Genomic DNA, 24,992 nt, shown 5'->3' with positions numbered 1-24,992 from the left:
AAATAAAAAGCCGCCCCATTGGGCGGCCCTTCTGGTCTCTGGCACAGGCTGGCTTTGCGTCATTCGCGCCAGCGGGCCGGGGATCAGCCGTTGACGCTGTCCTTGAGCGCCTTGGCAATGGTCATCTTGACCACCTTGTCGGCCTCTTTCTTCATTTGCTCGCCGGTGGCAGGGTTGCGCACCATACGCTCGGGGCGCTCGCGGCAATAGATCTTGCCAATTCCGGGCAGGGTGACGGCACCGCCTGCGGACACTTCACGGGTGATGATCGCGATCACGGCGTCCAGAGCCGCGCCTGCGGTCTTCTTGTCACTGCCCATGTCATCGGCCAGAGCGGCGACAAGTTGGGTCTTGGTCATGGGTTTTGCCATTTTATGGTCTCCTTGCAACTGCCCGTCCCTTGGGCCTCATGCGCGCGATTAAACGCTATGATGTGGCTAAACACAACGACTAGTGGGCAAAAGCAAGCCCTTTTGCCGGATTTTGTGCGGATTTCCGTTGGGTCAAAGGAAGGCCGTCTCTTCAAAACTGCGCAATTTTCGGCTGTGGATGCGTTCGAGCGGCATCCGGCGGAGTGATTCCATCGCGCGAATCCCGATCATAAGGTGGCGAGAGACCTGGGATTTGTAGAATTCCGAAGCCATGCCGGGCAGTTTCAATTCGCCCTGCAAAGGCTTGTCCGAGACACAGAGCAGCGTGCCATAGGGCACCCGGAACCGGAACCCGTTGGCGGCGATCGTCGCGCTCTCCATGTCGAGCGCGATGGCGCGCGATTGGCTGAGGCGCTGCACCGGGCCGGATTGCTCGCGCAGTTCCCAGTTGCGGTTGTCCACGCTGGCCACGGTCCCGGTGCGCATGACGCGCTTGAGGTCGAACCCTTCCAGCTGCGTCTCTGCCGCCACCGCCTCTTGCAGGGCGATCTGGATTTCGGCAAGCGCGGGGATCGGCACCCAGGCGGGCAGATCGGCATCGAGCACGCGATCCTCGCGCAGATAGGCATGGGCCAGCACGAAATCACCCAAGGACTGCGAATTGCGCAGACCCGCGCAATGGCCCACCATAACCCAGGCATGCGGGCGCAGAACGGCGATGTGGTCGGTCGCGGTCTTGGCGTTGGAGGGACCCACCCCGATATTGACCAGCGTGATCCCGGACCCATCCGCCCGTTTGAGGTGATAGGCGGGCATCTGCGGCAACCGCTCAGGGGTGGGTAGGGGGTCGTCCGGCCCGGTAATCTCTGAATTGCCGCTGCTGACAAAGGCGGTATAGCCGCTTGTCCTGTCGGCCAACATCCTACGGGCGTAGGTCTCGAACTCTGAGACATAGAATTGGTAATTGGTGAACAGAACGTAGTTCTGGAAGTGGCAGGGATCGGTCGCGGTGTAATGCGTGAGCCGCGCCAGCGAATAATCAACGCGTTGCGCCGTAAAGGGGGCAAGGGGGGCCGCGCCATTCAGCCCCGGTATCCAAGTGCCATTGACGATATCATCATTGGTGGTCGCAAGGTCCGGCACGTCGAAGTAATCGCGCAGGGTAAACTCGGCCGCGCGCTCTTGCGGCACGCTGAGGGCCGCATCCGCCGCCACCGCGAAATGCACGGGAATTGGCGTGTCTGAGTGCCCGATCGTGATCCCGACGCCATGGTTGACCAAGAGCAAGCCGATCTGCTGTTCCAGATAGGCGCGAAAGAGGTCCGGGCGCGTGATGGTTGCGGCATAGATGCCGGGATTGGAAACATGGCCGAAACTGAGCCGGCTGTCGACCTTGGCATAGGTCGCGGTGGTCAGGCGAATTTCGGGATAAAAGGCGCGCACGCGGCCCTGCGGCAGATCCCCGGCCAGAGCCCGCGCGAAGGCCTCACAGAGAAAGTCCGTGCTGGCCGCGTAAAGCTGGCAGAGCCGGTCCACCGCCGCGCGCGCCTCTGTGAACGCCTCGGGGGCAATCCGGTCGGGGGTGTGGATGTTCATGCCTGTCTCCTGCGCCATGGTCTCAGGTTGACACGCGCCGGGGGCATGATCAAGCTGCGGTCAAAGGGGCGTCAATGGATTACGAGAGCGTTTCACCACAGGATTTCGGCGCGGGCCTGCGCGGGCTTGGCCTGAACCTCTTGGTGCGTGATGTGCGCGCCGAGGCGGCGTTTCTCGTCCGCGTCTTTCAGATGATCGCCCACCGGGTCAGCGCGGATTTTGCGATCATGGTCTATGGCGATCAGGTGATGCAACTCCACGCAGATCACACCTATGCCGCCAATCCGATCCTTGGCCTTGTGCCCGAGAGCCCGCCGCGTGGGGCCGGGGCATCGATTCACCTCTTCGACACAGATCCAGACATTGCCGCCGCCCGCGCGACGGGTGCCGGCGGCATGATCCTTCAACCCCCCCACCAACAAACCCCATGGGCTGCGCGAATGCTGCATCCTCTGCCCTGATGGTTATGCCTGGGTCGCTTCGCGGCCCCTTACCGAGATTGAAAGGACTACGACATGACCGTGACCAATCTGCGCCCCAACATGGACCACTGGCAAGAGCGCGTCGATCTTGCGGCTGCCTTTCGCTGGACGGCGCGCCTCAACATGCACGAGGCGGTGACCAATCATTTCAGCCTGTCGATCAATGAGGACGGCACGCGGTTCCTGATGAACCCCAACCAGATGCATTTTGCCCGTATCCGGGCCAGTGACCTCATCGTCGTGGATGCCAATGATCCCGAAACGCTGGAGGGTCCGAATGCGCCTGATCCGACCGCCTGGGGCCTGCATGGCGGTCTGCACCGGCATTGCGCCCATGCCCGTTGCGCCATGCACGTGCATTCCATTCACGCTACGGTTCTGGCCAGCCTCGCCGACAGCCGTTTGCCGCCCATCGACCAGAATTGCGCCACCTTCTACAATCGGCATGTGGTGGATGAGAGCTATGGCGGGCTGGCATTCGAAGATGAAGGTGCGCGTTGCGCGCGGCTTTTGACCAACCCGAAACACAAGGTTCTGATCATGGGCAATCATGGTGTGATGGTGATCGGCGACAGCGTCGCGGACACGTTTAACAGGCTTTATTACTTCGAGCGTGCCGCCGAGACCTATATTCGCGCCTTGCAAACCGGGCGTCCCTTGCGGGTGCTGTCCGACGCGGTTGCAGAAAAGACAGCGCAGGAACTCGATGATTACCCCGGTCAGGCAGAGCGCCACCTGTCGGAACTCAAGGCAATTCTGGACGCTGAGGGTTCGGATTACGCGCAATAACCTCCTTTGGCCGGCGTGGTTTGCGCGTTTGCGCCTGTCTCAGATGCGCGACAGGCGCCACGTCGGAAAGAGGTTGGCTTGGCAAAGATAGGCGCCGGTGTCTTGGCCCGAAAAGAGACCGTCCTTTTCCACGAGGACTGTCTGCCAGCCCCGTGATGCGGCTCCGAGAATATCCGTGTGCAAGGTGTCACCGCACATGACGATGCGCTCGGGTGAGAGGTTGGGCAGCGAGGCCTCGGCCATCTCATAGACCGCGGGAAATGGTTTGCCAAAGAACCGCACATCCTGAATGCCGCGATCCGCGAGTTGATGCCCGAAGTAACCGGGTTCCAGAGAGAACCCGTGTTCGCGTGGGGCAACCAGATCGGCATTGGCGATGATCACGGGCCTTGGCCGCTTTAACAACGCGGATTCGAGCAAAGCCTGTCTGTCCAGAGACCAGACTTCGGTCGAGAGGAACAAGAACCCCTCGACCTGATCATAGCTTGTGGGATCATCCACGAGGCGCCGTGTGGGGGCCGTGATGTCGGACAGGTTGTCTTGTGGCGCGGCGATGCATCCCCACAAACGCTCGTCCAGATGCGCCAATGTCGCGTCGCGGCTGGTGATGATCTCGTGGTCCTTTACCCCCATGCCCAGTTTCTGAAACTTGGTCACGGCCCCGGCATGGGTGTAGCTGGCCGCGTTGGAGAGAATGCGAATCTGACACCCGATTTCGCGCAATTCCCGCAGACGTTGCGCGGCACCGGGAATTGCCGCCTCGCCGATATTCAGCACACCGTAGGCGTCAAAGACAAAGGCATCGGCATGGGCCGCAATATCGTGCAGCGATGCGATTTGCGATGTGCTGGCCGGAGGGCTGGCCGAAGGCAGGCGATGGCGCACAGCCTCGTAGCGGTCGAAAACGGTTGCGGCAGTATCCATCGGCTTGGCTGGTCCCTTGGCTTGGTCAAACTGCGTGTGCCGCAGCGCTGGAGCGACCTCCAGCTTGGGGAAAACTTACAACGTAAGTAAAAAAATTAAAGTCAAAACAACAAAGCGACATTTCATACCTCTGTCACATATCCGCGATAGCAGGGGGCGCAACGGAAAACCCCACCGGGACAGAGGATTCTTATCAGATGGCGCAAGGGTTGGCGAAAATCGGCAAGCGATTCGAGTAGAAAAATGTTGCTTTGTTGCATTTCGTGTCCAACAATCGACCAAAACTAACGGGGCTGAAATGGCGTCCAAGAAAAGCAGGCGACACGACCTCATTCAACAGGTCGTTCAGGAACAGGGAGGGGTGAGCGTGGGCGCGCTTGCCGAGATGTTTGGCGTGTCGATGCAGACGATCCGGCGCGATCTCGATATCCTCTGCGATGGCGACACGCTGCAACGGTCGCACGGGCGTATCGAGCTGGCCGAGGGGCGGCGCAACACACCGTTCGATCAGCGGGCCGGTACGAATCTCGTGGGCAAGCGCGCGATTGCCAATGCCGCGGCGGCGCTGATCCCGAATGGTTCCACCGTTTTCATCTCTATCGGATCGACCGTTCTCAGCGTGGCGCGGGCGCTGCATCGCAAGAAGGAACTGACCATCGTCACCAACAATCTCAGCGCGGCGATGGCGCTGAGTGAAGAGATTTCCAACCGCATCATCCTTCCGGGTGGCGAGCTTCGCCTGCCGGACCGCGATTTCGTGGGCGAGGAGGTGGTCGAGTTCTTTGATCGCTATCGCGCTGAATTCGCCCTCTTTGGAACGGCGGGAATCGGAGCGGAGGGCGAGTTGCTGGAATTTCATCAGGCCGAAGTGCGCGCCACCCACCGCATGTGGCAGAACGCGCGGAAATCCATCCTTGTGATCGACCACAGCAAGTTCGGGCGCCTTGCCCCTGCCGTTGGCGGCAATATCGCACGGATCGACCACATCATATGCGACCGTCCGCCAGCCGCGCCGTTTGACGGGCTGGTCGAGCAACTTGGCGACCGCATCACCTTTGCAGAGGATGCCGAGTGATGCCTGATACGTTCGTCGAGGTGCAGAATGTCGCCAAGCGCTGGAATGGGCAGCTTGGTGTCGAGGGCGTTTCCCTGTCCATCCCGCGTGGGTCGTTTGTTGCGCTGCTTGGTCCGTCCGGGTGCGGGAAATCGACCACGCTGCGGCTGCTGTCGGGGTTGGAGTTGCCGGACGAGGGGCGGATCATCATCGACGGCAAGGACGTGACCACAGCCGCGCCGTCAGAGCGCAATCTGTCGATGGTGTTTCAATCCTACGCGCTCTTTCCGCATCTGAGCGTTGCCGAGAACGTGGTGTTTGGCCTCAAAGTGCGCCGCGTGCCGGCCGCCGAGCGGCGCGAGAAGCTCAAGCGCGCGCTCGAGATTACCGGGCTTTTGGGGTACGAGGCACGCAAGCCGGGCGCATTATCGGGCGGGCAGCGACAGCGCGTGGCCCTTGCCCGTGCTATCGTGGCGAACCAACCGCTTTGCCTGATGGATGAGCCACTGTCGAACCTCGATGCCAAGCTGCGCGCGTCTGTGCGCAAGGACATCAAGAAGCTGCAACTCGATCTGGGCATCACCGTTGTCTATGTGACCCATGATCAGACCGAAGCCATGAGCATGGCCGATCATGTCGTGCTGATGAGGGATGGGCGCATCCAGCAATCCGGCGCGCCCGAGGATCTCTATTACCGCCCAGCCAATACCTTTGTCGCGGAGTTCGTCGGCGCACCGCCGATGGCGCTGATCGACAGTGCGATGCTGCCGGGTTTCGAACGCGCGACCATGATCGGCCTGCGCGCCGAGAGCCTACGCTTGGCTGAGGCTGGCAAGGGGCGGCTGAAATGCCGGGTTTCAGAGTGTGAGTTCCTGGGATCGGAGACCTTTGTGGGTCTGACGCATCCGGGCGCGCGCGGGCTTACGATTTCGATGCCGGGCCTGCGACACATTCCGGCGGGCGAGAACCTCGAAATAGATTTTGCCGATGAGGACCTGCATTTCTTCGACGCAGAGGGAAACAGGCTTCGGCATCCGAATGGCGTGACGGTTTGATGTCACGTTTGAACGACCATGTATAATTCCTGGGAGAAAATCATGAACACTATCAGAAACATGACGTTAGCAAGTGCCCTGGCCGCTCTGACCGCCGCTCCGGTCGCGGCGCAGACCGAGTTGACGATGTATTACCCGATTGCGGTTGGCGGTGCGCTGACCGAGGTCGTGGATGGTATCGTCGCCAAATTCGAAGAGGCCAACCCGGATATCAAGGTCAACGCGATCTATTCGGGCAATTACGATGACACGCGCGTGCGCGCGCTTTCGGCCATGGCCTCGGGTGAGCCCGCGCAATTGGCGGTGCTGTTTTCCATCGACGCCTATGACCTGATCGAGCAGGAAAAGATTGTCGCCTTTGAGGATATCGAAGGTGTGGACCAAGGCTGGCTCGACAGCTTTTATCCCGCATTGATGGCCAACGGCCGGATCGAGGGCAAGACATGGGGTATCCCGTTCCAGCGTTCGACCATCGTGGCCTATTACAACAAGGATATGTTCCGTGCCGCAGGTCTTGATCCCGAGGCGCCCCCGGCCACCTGGGACGAGATGGTGAGCATGGGTAAGGCTCTGACCAAAGATGGCACCTATGGTCTGATGATCCCCTCGACCGGCTATCCCTATTGGATGTTCCAGGCGCTCGCCATTCAGAATGGCAAGGAACTGATGTCCAGTGACGGGCTGGAGACCTATTTCGACGACCCCGCGGTTGTCGAGACCTTGGAATTCTGGAAATCGCTCTCGACCGAGCATGGCATCATGCCCGAAGGGACGGTGGAATGGGGCACGCTGCGTCAGGCCTTTCTCGAAGGTCAGACGGCAATGATGTGGCATTCGACCGGCAACCTGACGGCGGTCAAGAAAGAAGCCAGCTTTGATTTCGGGGTGTCTGTGCTTCCGGCGAATGTGCGGCCCGGCTCGCCCACCGGTGGGGGCAATTTCTATGTCTTTCAGGACACGACTGAAGAAGAGCGGGCTGCAGCGCTCAAGCTGATCGAGTTCATGACCGCGCCCGAACAGGCCGCAGAATGGTCGATTGCCACCGGTTACATGGGCGTCTCTCCGGCCTCCTATGACACCGAAGCGCTCAAGGCCTATACAGCAGAGTTCCCGCCGGCTCTTGTCGCGCGCAACCAGCTTGAAAACGCCGTCGCTGAATTCTCGACCTTCGAGACGGCGCGCGTGCGCGATGGCCTCAACAACGCCATTCAGGCGGCCTTGACGGGCAGCAAGGCGCCGGCCGATGCCCTGGCCGAGGCGCAGGAGGCCGCCGAGCGGCTGTTGAAAGACTACCGGTAAATTCTGATCGGACGTCCCTTTTGTCGGCGTCGGGCGTGGTCCGGCGTCGACATTGACCGCTAAAAAGGCCGAACATGGCGCAGCATGTGAATATCGAACGCCGCAGACAGGCGATTTACGGATGGCTTCTGCTATCCCCTGCCGCGATTTTGCTGACGGCCTTTGCCTTTTACCCGTCGCTGGCGACTCTCTGGACCAGCCTTTTCAGCCGGGAAACGCGGCGCAAACCCAGCGAATTCGTTGGCACGGAAAACTACGCGGATCTCTTCACCGATCCGACCTTTTGGAAGGTGGTCACGAACAACCTGATCTATGCGGGCGCCACGATCCCCGTTTCCATCGCGATTGCCCTTGGCATGGCCCTGTGGGCCAATTCCAAGATCCCGGCGCGCGGTTTTGTCCGGACCGCCTATTTCACGCCCACCGTGCTGCCGATGATCGCCGCTGCTAATCTCTGGCTGTTCTTTTACACGCCGGGATTGGGGGTTCTGGATCAGATCGGGGCCCTCTTTGGGCTGCCCTCTGTCAATTGGCTTGGCCAGCCGGAAACGGCCCTTTGGGCCGTGATCATCGTGACGATCTGGAAAGAGGCGGGGTTTTTCATGATCTTCTATCTCGCCGCGCTTCAGACCATTCCAGAGGACCTCAAGGAGGCTGCCGATATCGAAGGGGCAAGCCGCCTGACCTACACGCGCCGGATCGTGCTGCCGCTCCTGATGCCGACCACGCTCTTCATCATGGTCAACGCGCTGATCAACTCGGTCAAACTGATTGATCACCTCTTCATCCTGACAAAGGGCGGGCCGAACGACGCCTCGAAGCTTATCCTCTACTACATCTGGGAAATGGCCTTTGCGTTCTTCGACGCGCCGCAGGCGGCGGCGATGACGATCCTGATCCTGCTGGTGCTGGGCGTGGTGGCGGGCGTCAAGTTCACCATCCTTGACAAGCGGACCCATTACCAATGAGCGGCCTTACGCGACATATCGAAACCTTTGGCGCGCTGCTGCTGGCGGTGATCTGGATCTCGCCGCTGGTCTTCGCCGTCTGGGCGGCGTTTCACACCACGTCAGATGCGGTGAACTTCAACATTGCCGCGCCTTGGACCTTGGACAATTTCCGCACCGCTTGGGCCGGTGCGCCTTGGCTGCGGTATTTTCTCAACACCTTCCTCTTGGTGACGGTCATCCTGATCGGGCAATTCTTCGTGACAACGCTGGCGGGTTTTGCCTTTGCGCAGGTGCGCTTTCCGGGGCGTGACATCGTGTTTCTTCTGGTGTTGATGCAGCTTTTCATTCTGCCCGAAGTTTTGATTGTCGAGAATTACGTGATGATTTCGCGTCTCGGGCTGTTCGATACGATCCTTGGGGTGGGCATGCCCTATATGGCATCTGCTTTTGGCATTTTCCTCATGCGTCAGGCGTTCAAGGGCGTGCCGATCGAACTGCACGAGGCGGCGCGCGTCGAGGGTTGCGGCTGGTTCGGTATCCTGTGGCGGGTCTATGTGCCGCTCGCGCGGCCCACATATCTGGCCTATGCGCTGGTATCGGTTTCGACCCATTGGAACAACTTCCTATGGCCGTTGATTGTCACCAATTCGCCGGATACCCGACCGCTCACAGTGGGGCTTTCGATCTTTGGCGCGCCCGAGAACGGCGTGAACATCAGCGTGATTTCGGCGGCAACGATCATGTCAGTTGCACCATTGCTGGTCGCCTTCCTTGTCTTTCAAAGACAGTTCGTACAGGCCTTCTTGCGCGCGGGGATCAAGTAAACATGGCGCGGTTTCTTCACCTGACCGACCTTCATATTGTGCCAGAGGGTCTGCTGGTCTCGGGTCAACTCGACACTGCCCGTCTTTTTCGGGGGGCTGTAGACACGCTCATTCACCGGCTTGAAGCCATCGGACCCGTGGATGCCGTCCTTGTGACCGGCGACATCAGTGATGATGGCAGCGCCGAGAGTTACAGAGTTGCACGCGAGCAACTCGGGCGACTGGGGCAGAGATTGCTGGTGGTGCCGGGCAATCACGATGAACGAGAAGCGTTCAGGGCTGCGTTTTCCGACCTGCCAGAGATAAGGCCAACAGGCCAGATCGACTGGGTCGCGGATATCGGAGACACGCGCGTTATCGGCCTTGATACGTTGATCGAGGGTCAGGGCGGCGGTGCTCTGCGCGATGAAAGTCTCGTGCTCTTGTCCGAGGCCTTGTCCGCGGCGGGACGCAGGCAGACGCTTGTTGCTCTGCATCACCCGCCGCTGCGAACCGGCATAGGTTTCATGGATGCCATCGGTCTTGAGAACCCTGACGCTTTACGTTCGGTGTTGGATCAACACGATGCGCCGGTCCGGGTGTTGGCCGGGCATGTGCATGGTGTCTATCATGGTCTTTTGGGGCGACATCCGGTCGTGACCGCCCCGTCCTGTTGCAGTGCCTTTGCGCTGGACGTGCGCAAAGAGGCACCGGTCGGGTTTCTGACGGGACCAACGGGATGCGCCGTGATCGACACGGGGGTGGGTGGGGTCTGGACCGAACTGCCATTGCGCTATGGGGATGGGCCTTTCGCGTTCTGAGCGCGTCGTCCTTTCTGGAGCCGCAGCTTTCCTGCTGTAAAACTCGGGCTGGACGGTCTCAATGACCTGAGTGATCATGCGGGCTACGCAAGGTGGGTGCGTCGCCGGGGAGAACGAGGTCGCATGGAACAAACCGGATCGGACCGCCTCAAGACCGCGCTGCTGTTGCTGGCGGTAGCCGGTCTTGTCATTGGACTTGCCTTCTATCTTGCGGATCAGGCCCGCATCGCAAACCTTGTCTGGATTGCCGGGGTCGTGCCCGCGCTTGCATCGCTTGTGATCGAGATTCTGCGCAGCCTCAGCCGGGGCGAGGTGGGCCTCGATATCGTTGCGGCGCTCTCCATGACGGCGGCGCTTGCGTTTGGCGAAACTCTTGCAGCGGCGGTGGTCGCGGTGATGTATTCGGGGGGCACCTTTCTTGAAAGCTTCGCCGAGGGCCGCGCGCGGCGAGAGATGCATGCGCTACTGTCTCGCGTGCCGCGAACCGCGACGCGGCATCGCGACAACGGGCTCGAGGATATTCCCATTGACGAAATCGCACCGGGCGATCGGTTGCTGATCCGGCAAGGTGACGTGGTGCCGGTTGATGGAACTCTGGCCTCGGAGACCGGTTTTGTCGACACGTCGGCGCTGACGGGTGAATCCCTTCCGGTGCGCCTGATGCGCGGGGCCGAGGCGATGAGCGGGGCCACCAATGCGGGCGAGGCGTTTGACCTCACGGCGCTGCGCCCGGCCAAGGACAGCACTTATGCCGGAATTGTCAGGCTGGTCGCCGAGGCGCAGGCGTCCAAGGCGCCCATGTCCCGGCTGGCTGACAAGTGGTCTCTCGGTTTTCTCGCGGTGACGGTCAGCATCGCCTTTGCTGCGTGGTGGTTCACGGGCGATCCGATCCGCGCGGTCGCGGTGCTGGTTGTGGCCACGCCCTGTCCCTTGATCCTGGCTGTTCCGGTGGCATTGGTGGCTGGCCTCTCGCGCGCCGCCCATTTCGGCGTGCTCATCAAGGGAGCGGGACCGCTGGAGACGATGGCGCGCATTCATACCTTGATCCTCGACAAGACGGGCACCTTGACGGATGGTCGGCCAAAAATCGTGTCCATCGCCTGTTACGGTGACACGAGCGAGCAAGACATCCTGCGCATGGCCGCAGCCCTTGATCAGGCCTCGAAGCATCCCGTGGCGCAAGCCGTCGTTGCGGCGGCAAAAGCAGAAGGTCTGCGCTTGCCCGTGCCCTCAGAGGTGGTGGAACTGCCCGGTGAGGGGGTGGTGGGCCGCGTCGACGGGCGATCCGTCATCGTTGGGGGGGACGGCTTTGTCGCGGGGCGTGTCGGGCGCGTGTCTGGCGATGCGTCCGGCATGGCCGCCGGATCGGTTTTGGTTGCCGTCGCAATTGACGGTCAAATGGCAGGACATCTGGTGATGTCCGACCCGCTGCGCGACGGCGCCGGCGCGATGCTGAACGGGCTGAGGCGCGAAGGGGTGCGCCGTATCCTGCTTGCGACCGGCGACCGCGCCGATGTTGCAGAACGCGTGACGGAGGGGTTGGGCCTTGATGGGGTACGGGCCGGTCTTACGCCGGATCAAAAGGTGCTGCTTGTTCTTTCCGAACGCAAGCGCGGTCCGGTGATGATGGTGGGAGACGGCGTGAATGATGCGCCGGCTCTCAGTGCTGCCGATGTCGGTGTTGCCATGGGCGCGCGGGGGGCCGCCGCATCTGCCGAGGCGGCGGATGTGGTGCTTTTGGTGGACCATATCGACCGGCTGGGGTCGGGGATCGAGATTGCCCATGCGGCACGCCGGATCGCGGTTGAAAGCGTTGTCGTCGGGATCGGTCTTTCGGTGGTGGGCATGATCGCTGCTGCCTATGGCTACCTCAGCCCGGTTGAGGGTGCCCTCTTGCAAGAGGTGATTGACGTTGCCGTCATTCTGAATGCTCTGCGCGCTTTGCGTATCTCCCCCAGTGACGCGCTGCGTGTGTGATCGTTTCTCATCCAAATCTCAGAATGTCGTCAGGAATTGCGTTCCAGGTCCCCAGCCAGCAGGCTCTTGAGTCTGACACGCTGAATTTTGCCCGACGGCCCTTTGGGCAACTCGTCTAGAAAATGGATGTGATCCGGGCTTTTGAACGTCCCGAGACGGTCCTTGCAGAGCGTCAAAAGGGTCTCGGCCGTCAGTGTCGAGCCCGGTCTTGGGACGACTGCCGCCTCGACCCGCTCGCCGTAGCGCGGGCAAGGACAAGAGAAGGCCGCCGCCTCGACCACATCGGGATGCGCGTAGAGCACTTCGTCGATTTCACGCGGCGCGATATTCTCGCCGCCCTTTATGATCAGTTCCTTGAGGCGCCCCGTGACAAAGAAATAGCCCTCTGCATCCTTGCGTCCCAGATCGCCGGTGCGCAGCCAGCCATCCGGTGTGAAGCTGTCGCGCGTGGCCTCGGGATTCCGCAGATATTCCAGCATGACGTTTGGGCCTTTGACGATGATTTCGCCCTCTTCCCCCGGAGGTAGCGGGCGCATATCCGGCCCTGCCACCTCGGCCAGATTGCCATAGGCGATACCCGGAGAGCCAATCTTGCGCCGGCCGGGCGGAAGTGGGTTCGAGAGGATCTGCGCCGCAGTCTCTGTAAGGCCCATCGTCTCGACGATGGGCACATCGAACCGGGCCTCGAACGCCGTATGCACCTCGACCGGCAGAGGGGAGGAAGCGGAGCGCCCGAACCGGAGCCGTCTGCGGGTCTCTGGGTCTGGTCCAGTTTCCCCATGCAACAGATGCGATACGATGGTCGGCACGACCGAAAACCAAGTGGCCCTTGTTTCAGAAGCCTGCGCCCAGAACCGGCGTGCAGAGAACCGCGCGCACATGGCCAACTGCCCCCCTGACACGAGCGAGCCCATGACCGACACACAAAGTCCGTTGATATGATAGACGGGCAAGACACAAAGCCCCGTATCTTCGGGTGTGAGGTCATGGGCGATGGTCGTGGTCCACCCCCCGGCCAAAAGGCTGGCTTGGGTGTGCACAACCCCCTTGGGGCGCCCCGTTGTGCCCGAGGTATACATCAGCAAAGCATGGTCATCCGGGGTTACGGGATGCAGGACGGCTTCTGGCGCGGTCTCGGCCATGTCCACCATGGCAATGCGCCCATCGGGGTTTACGTTATCGAAGACGCTCTTTTGGGTCGGATGAACAAGCGCCACCCGCGCCCCTGAATGGTCGAGCGCGTAGCCAATCGCCTCTGCCCCGGCGACGAGATTGATCATCGTGGCGCGAAAGCCACCGTAGAGCGTTCCATAAATCGCCTCGATCGCCGCCTGCCCGTTAGGGTGCAGGATGGCGACACTTTCCCCTTTGGCGATCCCCCGTGCTGTCAAAAGGGCAGCGATCGCCCGTGCGCGGCTGCGCAAACCGGGCCAATCCAGCGCCGTGCCTTCATCTGGAAAGGACAGCGCCATGCCACCGGCCTCGGCGCGGGCATCGACCCAGTCCCGCAGTGTGCCTTCGGGGGGCGTGTCGCGGCGGAGCTTCATCGTCCGGCCACCTGCCAATACTCGCCGAAAATCTCGTCGAGCGTGGGCTCTCGCGGTGGAATTTCCCGAACGATCTTGGTGGTTTGCAGGAAATGCCGCCAGTTGAGATTGTCGTCTATGGAGTTGCCCCCCCAACTGCCGCATCCCATCGAGAGGGAAAAGGGCATGCCGTTGTTAAAGGCGCCACCTGTCGCAAAGCAATGCGCCTGATTGACGATCACCCGGCAGGTCGGGAGCGTGGCCCCAAGGTGGCGCGCGCGGGCATCGTCGGTGCTGTGCAGGCCTATGGAATGACCTGCCCCCTGATGGCTGAGGATGCGTGCAACGATCCTGGTTGCATCCGTGAAGTCCGCGGCGCGGTAGAGCGCCAGAACAAGGCTCAGTTTTTCACCTGAAAGCGGATGCTCTGGCCCGATCCCCCGCGTTTCGACCGCTACAAAGCGCGTCGCCTGGGGCACTTTCCCCAAGAGGCCAAGCGCCTCGATCATGCGCGGCGCATCCTGTGCGATCACTGCGCGATTGAGATGGCCGTCGGGCCAAAGTCGTGCCACGAGATCGGCTGAGTCCGCCTCGGGAACCAGTGCGCCGCCTTCACGAGCCAATGCCGCGACAAAATCTTCATAGACAGCATCCACCACGACAACCGCATTTTCCGATGAGCAGGACGTCGCGTTGTCAAAGGTCTTGGACGCTGCGATCTTGGCGGCAGCGGCGGCCAGATCGGCGGTTTCGTCCACGATCACGGTGACATTGCCTGCGCCCACGCCAATCGCGGGTGTGCCGCAGGTATAGGCGCGGCGCACGTTGTCCTGACTGCCGGTCACAACCACCAGGTCGGACAATTCCAGCATGCGCTGCGTCTTGGCCTTGGATCCGGGCGCGGGCACCATTTGCACCAGATCGGGATTTGCTCCGATCTTGGCAAATTCGGCGTGGATATGCTCTAGCAATCGCTCACAGGTGGGCACCCCCTTGGGTGAGGGCGAAAGCACGATGGCATTGCCGCATTTGAGGGCGTTGATGATGTTGTTGGCCGGGGTTGCCCCCGGGTTGGTCGAGGGCACCACGGCACCGATGACCCCGATCGGGCGGGCGATTTCAGTGATGCCGGTTGCGGGATCGTCGCGGATGACACCAAAGGTCTTGGCCCCGGCGATGTCGCGCATCAGCCCGAGCGTCTTGCGGTGGTTCTTGGTGATCTTGTCGGGCACATTGCCGATGCCGGTGGTGGCCACCGAGAGCTCCGCCAGGGCGCGGTTGCGGGCAGGCTCCATGATGGCCCAGGCCACAGCCTCTGCGGTGCGATCATAGAGTTCTTGCGACCCGCCAGTCTCGTAGGCCCGTTGTGCGGCTCGCGCCTTGGCCATCACGTCTTCGACGGCGGCGATATCACCTTCAACGCTCATGTGGTGTTCCTTGTCGGGTTGGTCGCAGGGCATGCCCGGGGCTGCCCTGCCGATGCGGGCTTTGCTGCAGGATCAAAGCCCTGCCAAAAGCTTCTCCAGGGTTTTCTGGCGGGCGGCCCACATCTCGATCACTTCGTCCCGCGTCATGATCTTGATCGGCGATCCGCCTGCCTCCATCTGTTTGATGACACTGGGATTGCCGAACATGGCGGGCATCACGGCTGCCAGCTTGTCGATGATCTCTTGGGGCGTGCCTTTGGGGACCATGATGCCACGGTAATTCACGCTGGCGTTGTCAATGTCATACCCGGCCTCCTGCAAGGTGGGCACATCGGGCAGGAAGCTGCTGCGCTCGGTATCGAACACACCCAGAATCTTGACGCTGCCCGCATTCGCGGCGCGATAAGCGTCTGACAGGTTGTTGACACCGCCCATGACCTCTCCGGCGATCACGGCCTTCATGGCACCCGCCCCGCCTGAGTTGTTGGGGATATAGGCAAGTTTGACATCTGCGGCAGCTTCGAGCTGCAGGGCCGCGATATGATGGCCCACGAAAAGACCGGCGCCGGAAAAGGTCAGTTTTCCGGGATTCTCCTTGGCCCAGTTCACCACATCCTGCATCGAGTTGAACGGGCTGTCGGCACCGACGATGAAGACTGCTGGGTCCGCGCCCCAATTGGCAATCGGCTCAAAGCTATCCACGCTGTATTCGACACCACCTTCGATTGATTGCGCGATGAAATGGGGAATGTTGTAGGCACCCAGGGTGTAGCCATCCGCCTCGGCCTGTGTGGCCAGCCAGTTCCAGCCAACGCGCCCGCCGGCGCCGGGCTTGTTGATGATGGCGATGGGCTGGCCAAGCGCATCCTCGTTTCCGGCGGTCATGGTCACGATCCGTGCCTGAAAATCGGTGGCCCCACCCGCGCCGTAGCTGACCATCATCATCACGGGGCGGTCCGGATAGTCCTGCGCCGCAGCTGGGGCCGCCGCGAGCAATAGGGCCGTCGCCAGCCCTTTGAGTATCTTGGTCATGGTCTTTTCCTCCCTTGGTTTTTGAATGTCCGGATTGTTCCGGCAGTTTTAGAAAAACAGGCCACGCGGTGTGAAAACGCTGAGCAGCTTGGCAAAGAGCAGATACATCACGAGGATGAACCCGGCCGTGATCACGATCCGGCGGACCCAACTTTTGACTTCGCCGTGGGACGCGGGATCGTAGAGGCTGAGCAGCGTGAAAAAGGCGAGGGCGCTTCCGCTATAGAACCCGAGCGCCTCTGCCGCCCAGAAGATATAGACAGCCGCCACCAGCAGCCCCGGCAGGATATTCAGAAACATCGTTCTGCCGATCCCGGTGCCGGCACGCGAAAGGCCCAAGAGCGCCCGGCCAAAGGTCCAGAGTGCCAGAATGACAAAGACACTGGAAATCAGCCGGGGAAATAGAAAAGCCTGCGTCGGTTTCTGGGTAAAGCTGACATAGCAGACCCAAAGGCCAAGTGCGGCAATGGCGCCGGATGGGATGATATGCTGCCACTGTCTCATGCCTTGGCCTCATTGGCCTGATCGGCCCGATCCTGACGACGTTGCAGAACTTCCATCCAGGCCAAATAGGCGACAGAGGCGATCACGATAAGGATCAGCACGATATTCAGCGTGCCGCCGAAGAAATAGCTGAACCGCCCATCGGTGGCGTCGGCGATCATCGAGCCTTGGGTAAAATTGGCCTCGGCGATCGGCCCAAGGATAAGACCCAGCACGAGCGGTGCGGCGGTAAAGCCGAACCGTTCCAGAAAGAACATGCCGATGCCCAATGCGGCCATCACATAGACATCGCCCATCGAGTTCTGGACAGAGTACGAGCCAAATACAGCCAGCCCCAGAACCACCGCAGCCATCACATATTGCGGCACCTGTGCCACGCGCGCGGCAAGGCCCGCCACGTAAAGGCCAAAGATGCACATCAACACCTGCCCGATCAGCATCGAGTTGATGAAGGTCCAGGCGACATCCGGGTGGTTGTCAAAAAGGTCACTCCCCGGAAAGATTCCGTGGATCAGCAGGCCGCCCAGGAGAACCGCCGCCGTCGGGCTGCCGGGCACTGAAAGCGTAAGCAGGGGCACCAGAGAGGGGCCGACCATGGCGTTGTTGGCACTTTCCGCGGCAATCACGCCCTCGGAATGGCCCTTGCCGAAATTCTGACGCTCGGAGCTGAATTTCTTGGCCTGATCATAGGCGACGAGCCCGGCAATCTGTCCCCCGATGCCCGGAATGAGGCCGATGATGGAACCAATGGCGGTGCCGATGCCGAGCGCACGCCAGCGACGGGTCATCTCGCGCATCGCCTTGCCGATGGGGTGTTTTTGCACTGCGATCACATCACTGCCCACCGGCTGACGTCCGCGCGCGAACATCGCGAGCACTTGCGGGATTGCAAAAAGGCCAATCAAGGCAGGCACGATGCTGATCCCCCCCGCCAGCGACGGATGCACGATAAAGCGTTGCGCGCCCATGATGTCGTCAAACCCAATGGTGGCCAGCCACATCCCCATGCAGCCCGAGAGCAGACCCTTGACTACAGAGTTGGTGTCCAGCGTGCCAATCACCGTCACACCCAGAATGGCCAGCCAGAAGAGATGCGACGGCCCGAAGGCCAGCGCCCATTTTGCCAGCATCGGCGTGAGAAATATCAACAGCAGAACGCCAAAGACGCCCCCGGCTGCCGAGGACAGAAAGGAAAGTTGCAACGCTTCCGCGCCACGTCCCTGCGTGGCCATCGTATGCCCGTCCAGCGTGGTTGCGATATTGGCAGGTGCCCCTGGTATCTTGAGCAGGATCGCGCTGACTGCGCCGCCTGCAACGGTCGAGGTATAGGCCGCCCCGAGCAGGATCAGGCCATGCGCAGGCTCAAGCCGAAAGGTGAACGGAATGAGCAGCGCCACCGCCATGGTCGGCGAGAGACCGGGGGTTGCCCCCAGGATCAGCCCGCCGATGGTGCCGCCCACAAGCAGCATGAAGGATATCGGCGTAAAGACCTCTCCGAAGTAGTAGATGAACTCCAACGCGCACCTCCCGTTGCGGTTCCGGGCAATACCGCCGGTTGAAGTCTAACGGTAAGTGATGAAAATAGTAATGCAAATGTTTTCATAAAATCCATGGAATGGTGGTTTAAGTGTCTGACAAAATGAATGAAAAGGTCGATATCATGGCTGTGGCAAAGGCCGCGCGGGTTTCACCTTCGACGGTGTCGCGCAGTTTCAACCATCCCGGTCTGGTCAGCCCGGCCACTCGTAAACGCATTACCCGCGCGGTCGAAAAGCTGGGGTATATCCGCAATCGCGCCGCTCAGTCGATGCATGGGCGGCGTAATGCCACCATCGGATTGATCGTGCCGACCATCGACCATGCGATCTTTGCCGAAGTGATCCAGTCTTTTTCCGATTCCATCGACCGGGCCGGTTTTACATTGCTCATCGCGTCGCATTCATATGACCTTGATCGCGAATATGCGATGATGCGCAAACTGATGGAACATCGGGTGGATGGCATTGCGTTGGTCGGGTTCGAACATTCGGACGCCAGCCTCCGGTTGTTGGAGCAGCAGGGCACGCCCGCGATGGCGCTCTGGAATTATGCGCCCGACTCGCTGTTGCCTTGTGTCGGGGCGGACAATCGCGAGGCGGGGCGCATTGCCGCCGATCATCTGCTTGGGTTTGGACATCGCGACATCGGGCTGGTCTTTCCGCGCCCGGATGGCAATGACCGGGCCAGTGCCCGCCTATGGGGCGCGCGGGACCGGCTGTCGGCTGCGGGCGTCCCCCTGATTGCGGATTGGCAATGGGAGGCCTCCTATAGCATCGCGCAGGCCAAACAGGTGGCGCAGGATCTCTTGCGCCGGGCGCATCGCCCGACCGCGCTCTTGTGCGGCAATGACGTGATTGCCCAAGGGGTGATCTATGGCGCGCAAAGCTGCGGTCTGCGCGTTCCCGAGGATATTTCGGTGATCGGTATCGGCGACTTCAAAGGCTCCGCCGAGATGGAGCCGGGCCTGACCACGATCCGCATTCCCGCCCGCAGTATCGGCGAGATTGCCGGAGAGCGGTTTACCGATCTTATCACGGGGGCGAGCGAGGATCATTTCCGTATCTGCTGTCCGCTCGAATGTATCGTGCGCGGCACTGCGCGCCCCCTATGAGATGCCTCCCGCCACTCCGAGAAGAGGCCGTGCGTTCGTATTTCCGAGCCGATATACGCCATACCAAGAGGAGGGTGTGAGCCCTCGGATTGTCTTTTACTGTCGCGAAGATCAGGGATGATTCGTCGCTTCGGGCCCGGCTCTCTCCTTGCGCTAACCTTCTCAACCGGCAGGAGCCATCATGACCGCCTTTCCCCTTGCCCAATCCCGCCTCGCCGCCCTACGCACCCGTATGGAGGCAACTGGCTCTGACCTGGTGGTCCTTGGACCGTCGAGCCATATGGCGTGGCTCTCGGGGGTGCATCCGCATGGCGACGAACGGCCCGTGATGCTGCTGGTCACACAGGATTACGCCGGGTTTCTCATGCCCTCGCTCAATTCCGCCTCGGCGCGGCAATCAACCGATTGGCCGTTTCATATGTGGCGGGATGACGAAGGTCCGCATGCGGCTCTGCGGGACATTCTGAGCGCCTGCAATGCAAACCGTCCCGGCCTCTCGGTTGTGCTTGATGAAACCATGCGGACGGATTTCGCGCTCTTGCTGCTGGACCATCTTGAAGCCCCGCGTCGGCGCTTTACGCAAGATACGGTGGGTGCTCTGCGCGCCTGCAAGGACGCCGCCGAGTTCGAAGCGATCAAGGCCGCGCATCTTCTCAATGACCGGGCGGTTCAGGCCGCGTTTGATGCGCTTCGCGAGGGGATGACCGAGCGCGACCTGGTTCAGATCATTCAGGATTTCTATGGCGCGAATGGCGCGACGCTGGAATTCTGCTCTGTCTGTTTTGGCCCGTCCGGGGCGTTTCCGCATCACACGCCCGGCGCAACGCGGCTGGAACGCGACATGCCCGTGTTGCTCGATACCGGCTGCCGCTTGAATGGCTACCCCTCAGACATGACGCGTTGCGGCTATTTCGGCACGCCGGATGCCACCTATGCCGAGATTTTCAGCGTGGTCGATCAGGCCGTTCAAGCAGCACTTGCTGCGGCCCGGCCCGGAGCCTTGGCGCGCGAAGTCGACAAGGCCGCGCGCGATGTGATTGCCGCCGCAGGCTATGGCGACCGATTCCTGCATCGCACCGGCCATGGTCTTGGCATCGACATTCACGAGCCGCCCTACATCACGGCGACATCCGAAACGCGGCTTGAAGCCGGGAATGTGTTTTCCATTGAGCCGGGGATCTATCTGGAGGGGCGTTTTGGCATGCGGCTTGAGGAGATCGTGATCCTGCGTCCCGAGGGGGCCGAGATATTCTCGAACATGCCGCGCGATTTGATCGTGCGTCCGGTGGCTGGAGAATAGATCACAACACGTATCGGATGCGAGCATATAGGTCCGATTCGGTGGCAAAAATTTTTTCACAAGAAAAAATTTTTGTTGCAATGGCTCTGCAATTCGTCTGAGGTTAGGCCCAAGAAACGCCTTCTGACCCAAGGACGCCGATGACCAATACACCTGCCGGCGCGCCACTCGCCCTGGGGCGTCGCATAAGAAAACGCAGGCAACTCTTGTCGATGACCTTGCAGGATCTCAGCAATGTATGTGGAGTATCTGTGAGCTACCTCAGCCAGATCGAACGCGACAATGCGGTGCCCACCCTTGGCACGCTGGCCGAGATTGCGGCCGCGCTTGATGTCAGCATCGACCATTTCATTGCCACACCACGACAGGCGGATAGCGTGACACGCGCAGCCACGCGTCCGAAGTTCTCGATTTCCGGCACCTCGATCATCTATGAACAGATCGGGGCGGAATTTCCGGGGCATGAACTTACGTCGTTCATTCTCAATGTCCCGCCTGCGTATGAGTCCGAGACCGTGCAACATTCCGGTGAAGAGCTGATTTTCGTGCTCGACGGCGAGATTTTGCAAGTGGTCAACGGGCAGCAGTTTCTGCTCCGTGCCGGGGACAGCATGCATTATCTGGGCCAGCATCCCCATTCATGGTCGAACGTCAGCGACACCTGGGCGCGACTGCTCTGGACCGGCAAGATGCTGCATGGCGCGACCCCTTCGTCCTATGTGCCGCGCGCCGGCACGGACACATTAAAACCAGACATCCCCTGATCAGCATCGCTCTATGCGGCTCGGGCACCAGCCGGGACAACCGGCGTATTCCTCACCAAATCCAACAAGGAGACCTTACGTGAAACACCTACTGCTCTGCGCTTCTGCACTGGCGCTGACTGCCACGATGTCCGAGGCCAAAACCTTTGTCTATTGCTCCGAAGCCTCGCCAGAGGGGTTTGATCCTGCGCCCTTTACCGCAGGCGGCACGTTCGATGCCTCGGCGCATCCGATCTACAACCGCCTGACCGAGTTCAAGAAAGGCACGACCGAGGTCGTGCCCGGCCTTGCGACTGGCTGGGACGTGTCTGAGGACGGTACGGAATACACTTTCCACCTGCGCGAGGGTGTCAAATGGCACTCCAACGAAAAGTTCACGCCCACCCGCGACTTCAACGCTGATGACGTGATTTTCTCTTACGAGCGTCAAGGATCTGCCGACCATCCGTGGCATCAGTATATCGCGGGTGTGACCTACGAGTATTACACCTCCATGGCGATGCCTGACCTGATCAAATCCATCGAGAAGATCGACGACTATACGGTCAAGTTCACCTTGAACCAGCCCGAGGCGCCTTTCCTCGCCAATATCGCGATGCCCTTCGCCTCGATCGTGTCCAAGGAATATGCCGATGCGCTCGATGCCGCAGGGACCAAGGAAGATCTGAACAACCTGCCCATTGGCACCGGCCCGTTCAAGTTCGTGGCCTATCAAAAAGACGCGGTGATCCGCTACACGAAGAACGCCGACTATTGGGGAGAAGGCGCGATCATCGACGATCTGGTCTTTGCCATCACCCCGGACGCCGCCGTGCGTCTGCAAAAGCTCAAGGCTGGTGAATGCCACCTGATGCCCTATCCGGCCCCAGCGGATATCGAGACCATCAAAGCCGATCCCAACCTCAAACTGGATGAGCAGGCCGGTCTGAACGTGGGGTATCTTGCCTATAACACCACAGTCGCGCCGTTCGACAATGCCCGCGTCCGCAAGGCGCTGAACATGGCGATCAACAAGAATGCCATCGTCGATGCCGTGTTCCAGGGGGCGGCCGCCCCGGCCAAGAACCCGATCCCGCCGACCATGTGGTCCTATAACGACTCCATTGTCGACGACCCCTATGATCCCGAAGCCTCCAAGAAGATTCTCGAGGAAGAGGGCGTGAGCGACCTCTCGATGAAAATCTGGGCGATGCCGGTACAGCGTCCCTACATGCCCAATGCCCGCCGCTCTGCCGAGTTGATGCAAGAGGATCTGTCCAAGGTCGGCGTCAAGGTCGAGATCGTGTCCTATGAGTGGGGCGAGTATCTGCAAAAGTCGATGGAAGCAGGGCGCGATGGCGCGGTGATGTTGGGCTGGACCGGGGATAATGGCGATCCAGACAATTTCCTGTCGGTGCTCCTGTCCTGCGATTCCGCCGGGCCTGGCGGTGCCAACCGCGCGTTCTGGTGCAACGAGGATTTTTCCAAGCTGCTGAAGGATGCCAAGATCACCGCCGATCCGGCAGAACGCACCGCGCTCTATGAGCAGGCGCAGGTGATCTTCAAGGACCAGGCCCCGTGGTTCACCATCGCGCATTCGACCCAATATGTGCCGATGTCGAACAAGGTGTCGGGCTTTGTGATGAGCCCCTTGGGCGACTTCACCTTCGAGACTGTCGACATTGCCGAATGAGCGGATCAGTCTGATCTGAAACCGGACGCGCGGGGGCACAGCCCTCGCGCGTTTTCAAAGGAAAGCGGCGCATGATCCGATTCATCCTGTCCAAGCTTCTTTACCTGATCCCGACCTTTATCGGGATCACCATCATCGCCTTCAGCTTTGTGCGCATCCTGCCCGGCGATCCGGTGCTCTTGATGGCGGGCGAGCGGGGTGTGACGCCCGAACGGCATGCGGAACTCAGCGCGCAACTGGGCTATGATCAGCCCATCGTGATGCAGTATTTCGATTTTCTCGGGCGGCTCTTGCAGGGGGACATGGGCAATTCGCTTGTGACCAAGAAACCTGTGCTGGATGAATTCCTGACCCTCTTTCCCGCGACTGTCGAACTGGGCCTGTGCGCCATCATCATCGCCACGGTGATCGGCGTGACTGTGGGCGTGTTTGCCGCCATCAAGCGCGGGAGCTGGTTCGACCAGATTTCCATGACGCTCGCGCTCGTGGGTTTTTCCATGCCGATTTTCTGGTGGGGGCTGCTTCTCATCATCTTTTTCTCAGGGATCCTCGGCTGGACGCCTGTGTCGGGGCGTATCAGCCTGCTGTACTATTTCCCCAATGTCACCGGCTTCATGCTGATCGACAGCCTGCTTTCGGGGCAAAAGGGGGCATTTGCCTCGGCGCTGAGCCATCTCATCTTGCCATCTCTGGTCTTGGCCACGATTCCGCTTGCGGTTATCGCCCGTCAGACCCGCTCTGCCATGCTTGAGGTCATGGGCGAGGATTACGTCCGCACCGCCCGCGCCAAGGGGATGCCGCAATACCGCGTGATCGGCATCCACGCGCTGCGCAATGCGATGGTGCCGGTGGTCACGACCATCGGTCTGCAAATCGGGGTGCTGATGGCCGGTGCCATTCTGACCGAGACCATCTTTTCATGGCCCGGCATCGGCAAATGGATGATCGATTCCATTTCCCGGCGCGATTATCCGGTTGTGCAATCCGGCCTTCTGCTCATCGCGGCGCTCGTGATGATCGTCAACCTGTTGGTCGATCTGACTTATGGCCTGATCAACCCGAGGATTCGTGTGAAATGAGCGAGACACCCAACCTTGCCGCCCCGGTGAAGCTGTCCGATGCCGCGATCCGCCGTCGCATGCTGGCCGAGTTCTGGTTCTACTTCAGCCAGAACCGCGGCGCTGTGGTCGGGCTGGTGGTCTTTGTGCTGCTGGTTCTGACGGCTGTGTTCGCGTCCGTGCTCGCGCCGCATGATCCCACGACGCAATATCGTGAGGCCTTGTTGATGCCTCCGGTCTGGGCCGAAGGTGGCAGCGCGCAATTTCTGCTGGGAACCGATGCGGTCGGGCGCGACATGCTCTCGCGCCTGATCTTTGGGGCGCAATACTCGCTCTTTATCGGTATTGTCGTGGTTTCCGTCGCGCTGGTGGGGGGGATCATCATCGGGTTGCTGGCGGGGTTCTTTGGCGGCTGGATCGACAATGTGATCATGCGGATGATGGATGTCATTCTGGCCTTCCCCTCGCTTCTTCTGGCCCTTGTGCTGGTGGCGGTGCTGGGGCCGGGGCTGACGAATGCGATGATCGCCATCGCCATCGTCTATCAGCCGCATTTCGCCCGTCTGACCCGTGCCGCCGTGATGTCCGAGATGAAGCGCGAATATGTTACTGCCGCCCGCGTGGCGGGGGCGGGCAACCTGCGCCTGATGTTCAAGACCATTCTGCCCAATTGTCTTGGGCCGCTGATCGTTCAGGCCACATTGTCGTTTTCCTCGGCGGTGCTCGATTCTGCTGCACTCGGGTTTCTCGGCATGGGGGCACAACCGCCCGCGCCGGAATGGGGGACAATGCTGGCCGAAGCGCGCGAATTCATCCTGCGCGCTTGGTGGGTCGTCACCTTTCCCGGTCTTGCCATTCTGATTTCGGTGCTGGCGATCAACCTGATGGGCGACGGGCTGCGTGATGCGCTCGACCCCAAGCTGAAGCGGAGTTGACGA

General features: G+C 60.7%; 22 protein-coding genes and 1 pseudogene. 15 read left to right on the top strand and 8 right to left on the bottom strand.

The window, feature by feature from the left end:
• Window positions 1-83 precede the first annotated feature (83 nt).
• Entirely contained in the window at window positions 84-371 is a 288-nt protein-coding gene (locus tag MVC20_RS11950; RefSeq protein WP_037270194.1) for an HU family DNA-binding protein, read from the bottom strand.
• 132 nt (window positions 372-503) lie between these two features.
• Complete coding sequence (locus MVC20_RS11945) at window positions 504-1,967, bottom strand: AMP nucleosidase (RefSeq protein WP_297541633.1); 1,464 nt, start codon at window positions 1,965-1,967, stop codon at window positions 504-506.
• Window positions 1,968-2,041: 74 nt separating this feature from the next.
• Between MVC20_RS11945 and MVC20_RS11940 the strand changes: the two are divergent.
• Together MVC20_RS11940 and MVC20_RS11935 are read left to right on the top strand one after the other, a co-directional pair.
• Window positions 2,042-2,486: pseudogene (locus tag MVC20_RS11940) on the top strand (glyoxalase).
• Window positions 2,483-3,238 (top strand): class II aldolase and adducin N-terminal domain-containing protein, encoded by a 756-nt coding sequence (locus tag MVC20_RS11935; RefSeq protein ID WP_297541631.1) that lies wholly within the window; start codon window positions 2,483-2,485, stop codon window positions 3,236-3,238. The pseudogene MVC20_RS11940 and the gene MVC20_RS11935 overlap by 4 nt, the downstream one beginning before the upstream one ends.
• A gap of 39 nt (window positions 3,239-3,277) precedes the next feature.
• On the opposite strand, the gene MVC20_RS11930 is transcribed toward MVC20_RS11935, so the two are convergent.
• Window positions 3,278-4,162 (bottom strand): HAD-IIA family hydrolase, encoded by an 885-nt coding sequence (locus MVC20_RS11930; RefSeq protein ID WP_297541629.1) that lies wholly within the window; start codon window positions 4,160-4,162, stop codon window positions 3,278-3,280.
• 298 nt (window positions 4,163-4,460) lie between these two features.
• On the opposite strand from MVC20_RS11930, the gene MVC20_RS11925 reads away from it, so the two are divergent.
• The 7 genes from MVC20_RS11925 to MVC20_RS11895 all read left to right on the top strand — a co-directional run bounded on the left by MVC20_RS11925 (window position 4,461) and on the right by MVC20_RS11895 (window position 12,121).
• Window positions 4,461-5,237, top strand: a complete 777-nt coding sequence (locus MVC20_RS11925) for a DeoR/GlpR family DNA-binding transcription regulator (protein WP_297541627.1) — start codon at window positions 4,461-4,463, stop codon at window positions 5,235-5,237.
• Complete coding sequence (locus MVC20_RS11920; protein WP_297541625.1) at window positions 5,237-6,271, top strand: ABC transporter ATP-binding protein; 1,035 nt, start codon at window positions 5,237-5,239, stop codon at window positions 6,269-6,271. Before MVC20_RS11925 ends, MVC20_RS11920 begins: the two co-directional genes overlap by 1 nt.
• A 42-nt stretch (window positions 6,272-6,313) precedes the next feature.
• Entirely contained in the window at window positions 6,314-7,570 is a 1,257-nt protein-coding gene (locus MVC20_RS11915; protein ID WP_297541623.1) for an ABC transporter substrate-binding protein, read from the top strand.
• A 74-nt stretch (window positions 7,571-7,644) separates the two neighbouring features.
• A complete protein-coding gene (locus MVC20_RS11910; protein ID WP_297541621.1) occupies window positions 7,645-8,538 on the top strand; it encodes a sugar ABC transporter permease in 894 nt (297 codons plus the stop codon).
• The gene (locus tag MVC20_RS11905) at window positions 8,535-9,344 is read left to right on the top strand and encodes a carbohydrate ABC transporter permease (RefSeq protein WP_297541619.1); all 810 of its coding nucleotides are present in this window, start codon (window positions 8,535-8,537) and stop codon (window positions 9,342-9,344) included. Before MVC20_RS11910 ends, MVC20_RS11905 begins: the two co-directional genes overlap by 4 nt.
• A gap of 2 nt (window positions 9,345-9,346) precedes the next feature.
• Window positions 9,347-10,144 carry a phosphodiesterase gene (locus tag MVC20_RS11900; RefSeq protein ID WP_297541617.1) on the top strand — a complete coding sequence of 266 codons (798 nt, stop codon included), beginning with the start codon at window positions 9,347-9,349 and terminating at the stop codon, window positions 10,142-10,144.
• 123 nt (window positions 10,145-10,267) lie between these two features.
• Entirely contained in the window at window positions 10,268-12,121 is a 1,854-nt protein-coding gene (locus MVC20_RS11895; RefSeq protein WP_297541615.1) for a heavy metal translocating P-type ATPase, read from the top strand.
• 29 nt (window positions 12,122-12,150) lie between these two features.
• Here the strand turns inward: MVC20_RS11895 and MVC20_RS11890 are convergent, their stop codons facing one another.
• From MVC20_RS11890 to MVC20_RS11870, 5 genes are all read right to left on the bottom strand, one after another.
• On the bottom strand, window positions 12,151-13,668 hold the full coding sequence (locus MVC20_RS11890; protein ID WP_297541613.1) for an AMP-binding protein: 1,518 nt from the start codon (window positions 13,666-13,668) through the stop codon (window positions 12,151-12,153).
• The gene (locus tag MVC20_RS11885; RefSeq protein WP_297541611.1) at window positions 13,665-15,074 is read right to left on the bottom strand and encodes an aldehyde dehydrogenase family protein; all 1,410 of its coding nucleotides are present in this window, start codon (window positions 15,072-15,074) and stop codon (window positions 13,665-13,667) included. The genes MVC20_RS11890 and MVC20_RS11885 overlap by 4 nt, the downstream gene beginning before the upstream one ends.
• A 72-nt stretch (window positions 15,075-15,146) precedes the next feature.
• Window positions 15,147-16,106, bottom strand: a complete 960-nt coding sequence (locus MVC20_RS11880) for a tripartite tricarboxylate transporter substrate binding protein (protein WP_297541609.1) — start codon at window positions 16,104-16,106, stop codon at window positions 15,147-15,149.
• A 48-nt stretch (window positions 16,107-16,154) separates the two neighbouring features.
• Window positions 16,155-16,610, bottom strand: coding sequence for a tripartite tricarboxylate transporter TctB family protein (locus MVC20_RS11875; RefSeq protein WP_297541607.1), 456 nt, complete (start codon window positions 16,608-16,610; stop codon window positions 16,155-16,157).
• Complete coding sequence (locus tag MVC20_RS11870; RefSeq protein ID WP_297541605.1) at window positions 16,607-18,127, bottom strand: tripartite tricarboxylate transporter permease; 1,521 nt, start codon at window positions 18,125-18,127, stop codon at window positions 16,607-16,609. The genes MVC20_RS11875 and MVC20_RS11870 overlap by 4 nt, the downstream gene beginning before the upstream one ends.
• Before the next feature lie 143 nt (window positions 18,128-18,270).
• Between MVC20_RS11870 and MVC20_RS11865 the strand changes: the two genes are divergently transcribed.
• The 6 genes from MVC20_RS11865 (at window position 18,271) to MVC20_RS11840 (ending at window position 24,989) form a co-directional block, all read left to right on the top strand.
• Window positions 18,271-19,260, top strand: a complete 990-nt coding sequence (locus MVC20_RS11865) for a LacI family DNA-binding transcriptional regulator (protein WP_297541603.1) — start codon at window positions 18,271-18,273, stop codon at window positions 19,258-19,260.
• Between the two features lie 181 nt (window positions 19,261-19,441).
• A complete protein-coding gene (locus MVC20_RS11860) occupies window positions 19,442-20,560 on the top strand; it encodes a Xaa-Pro peptidase family protein (protein WP_297541601.1) in 1,119 nt (372 codons plus the stop codon).
• A gap of 140 nt (window positions 20,561-20,700) precedes the next feature.
• Entirely contained in the window at window positions 20,701-21,324 is a 624-nt protein-coding gene (locus tag MVC20_RS11855; protein WP_297541599.1) for a helix-turn-helix domain-containing protein, read from the top strand.
• Window positions 21,325-21,451: 127 nt separating this feature from the next.
• Window positions 21,452-22,996, top strand: a complete 1,545-nt coding sequence (locus tag MVC20_RS11850) for an ABC transporter substrate-binding protein (protein WP_297541743.1) — start codon at window positions 21,452-21,454, stop codon at window positions 22,994-22,996.
• A 71-nt stretch (window positions 22,997-23,067) separates the two neighbouring features.
• A complete protein-coding gene (locus tag MVC20_RS11845; RefSeq protein WP_297541597.1) occupies window positions 23,068-24,075 on the top strand; it encodes an ABC transporter permease subunit in 1,008 nt (335 codons plus the stop codon).
• Window positions 24,072-24,989, top strand: coding sequence for an ABC transporter permease subunit (locus MVC20_RS11840; RefSeq protein WP_297541595.1), 918 nt, complete (start codon window positions 24,072-24,074; stop codon window positions 24,987-24,989). Before MVC20_RS11845 ends, MVC20_RS11840 begins: the two co-directional genes overlap by 4 nt.
• Window positions 24,990-24,992 lie beyond the last annotated feature (3 nt).

It is taken from the genome of Roseovarius sp., assembly GCF_027019125.1.
In the GTDB taxonomy this organism is placed as follows: Bacteria; Pseudomonadota; Alphaproteobacteria; order Rhodobacterales; family Rhodobacteraceae; genus Roseovarius.
This window is presented reverse-complemented; position numbering and strand designations above follow the sequence as displayed.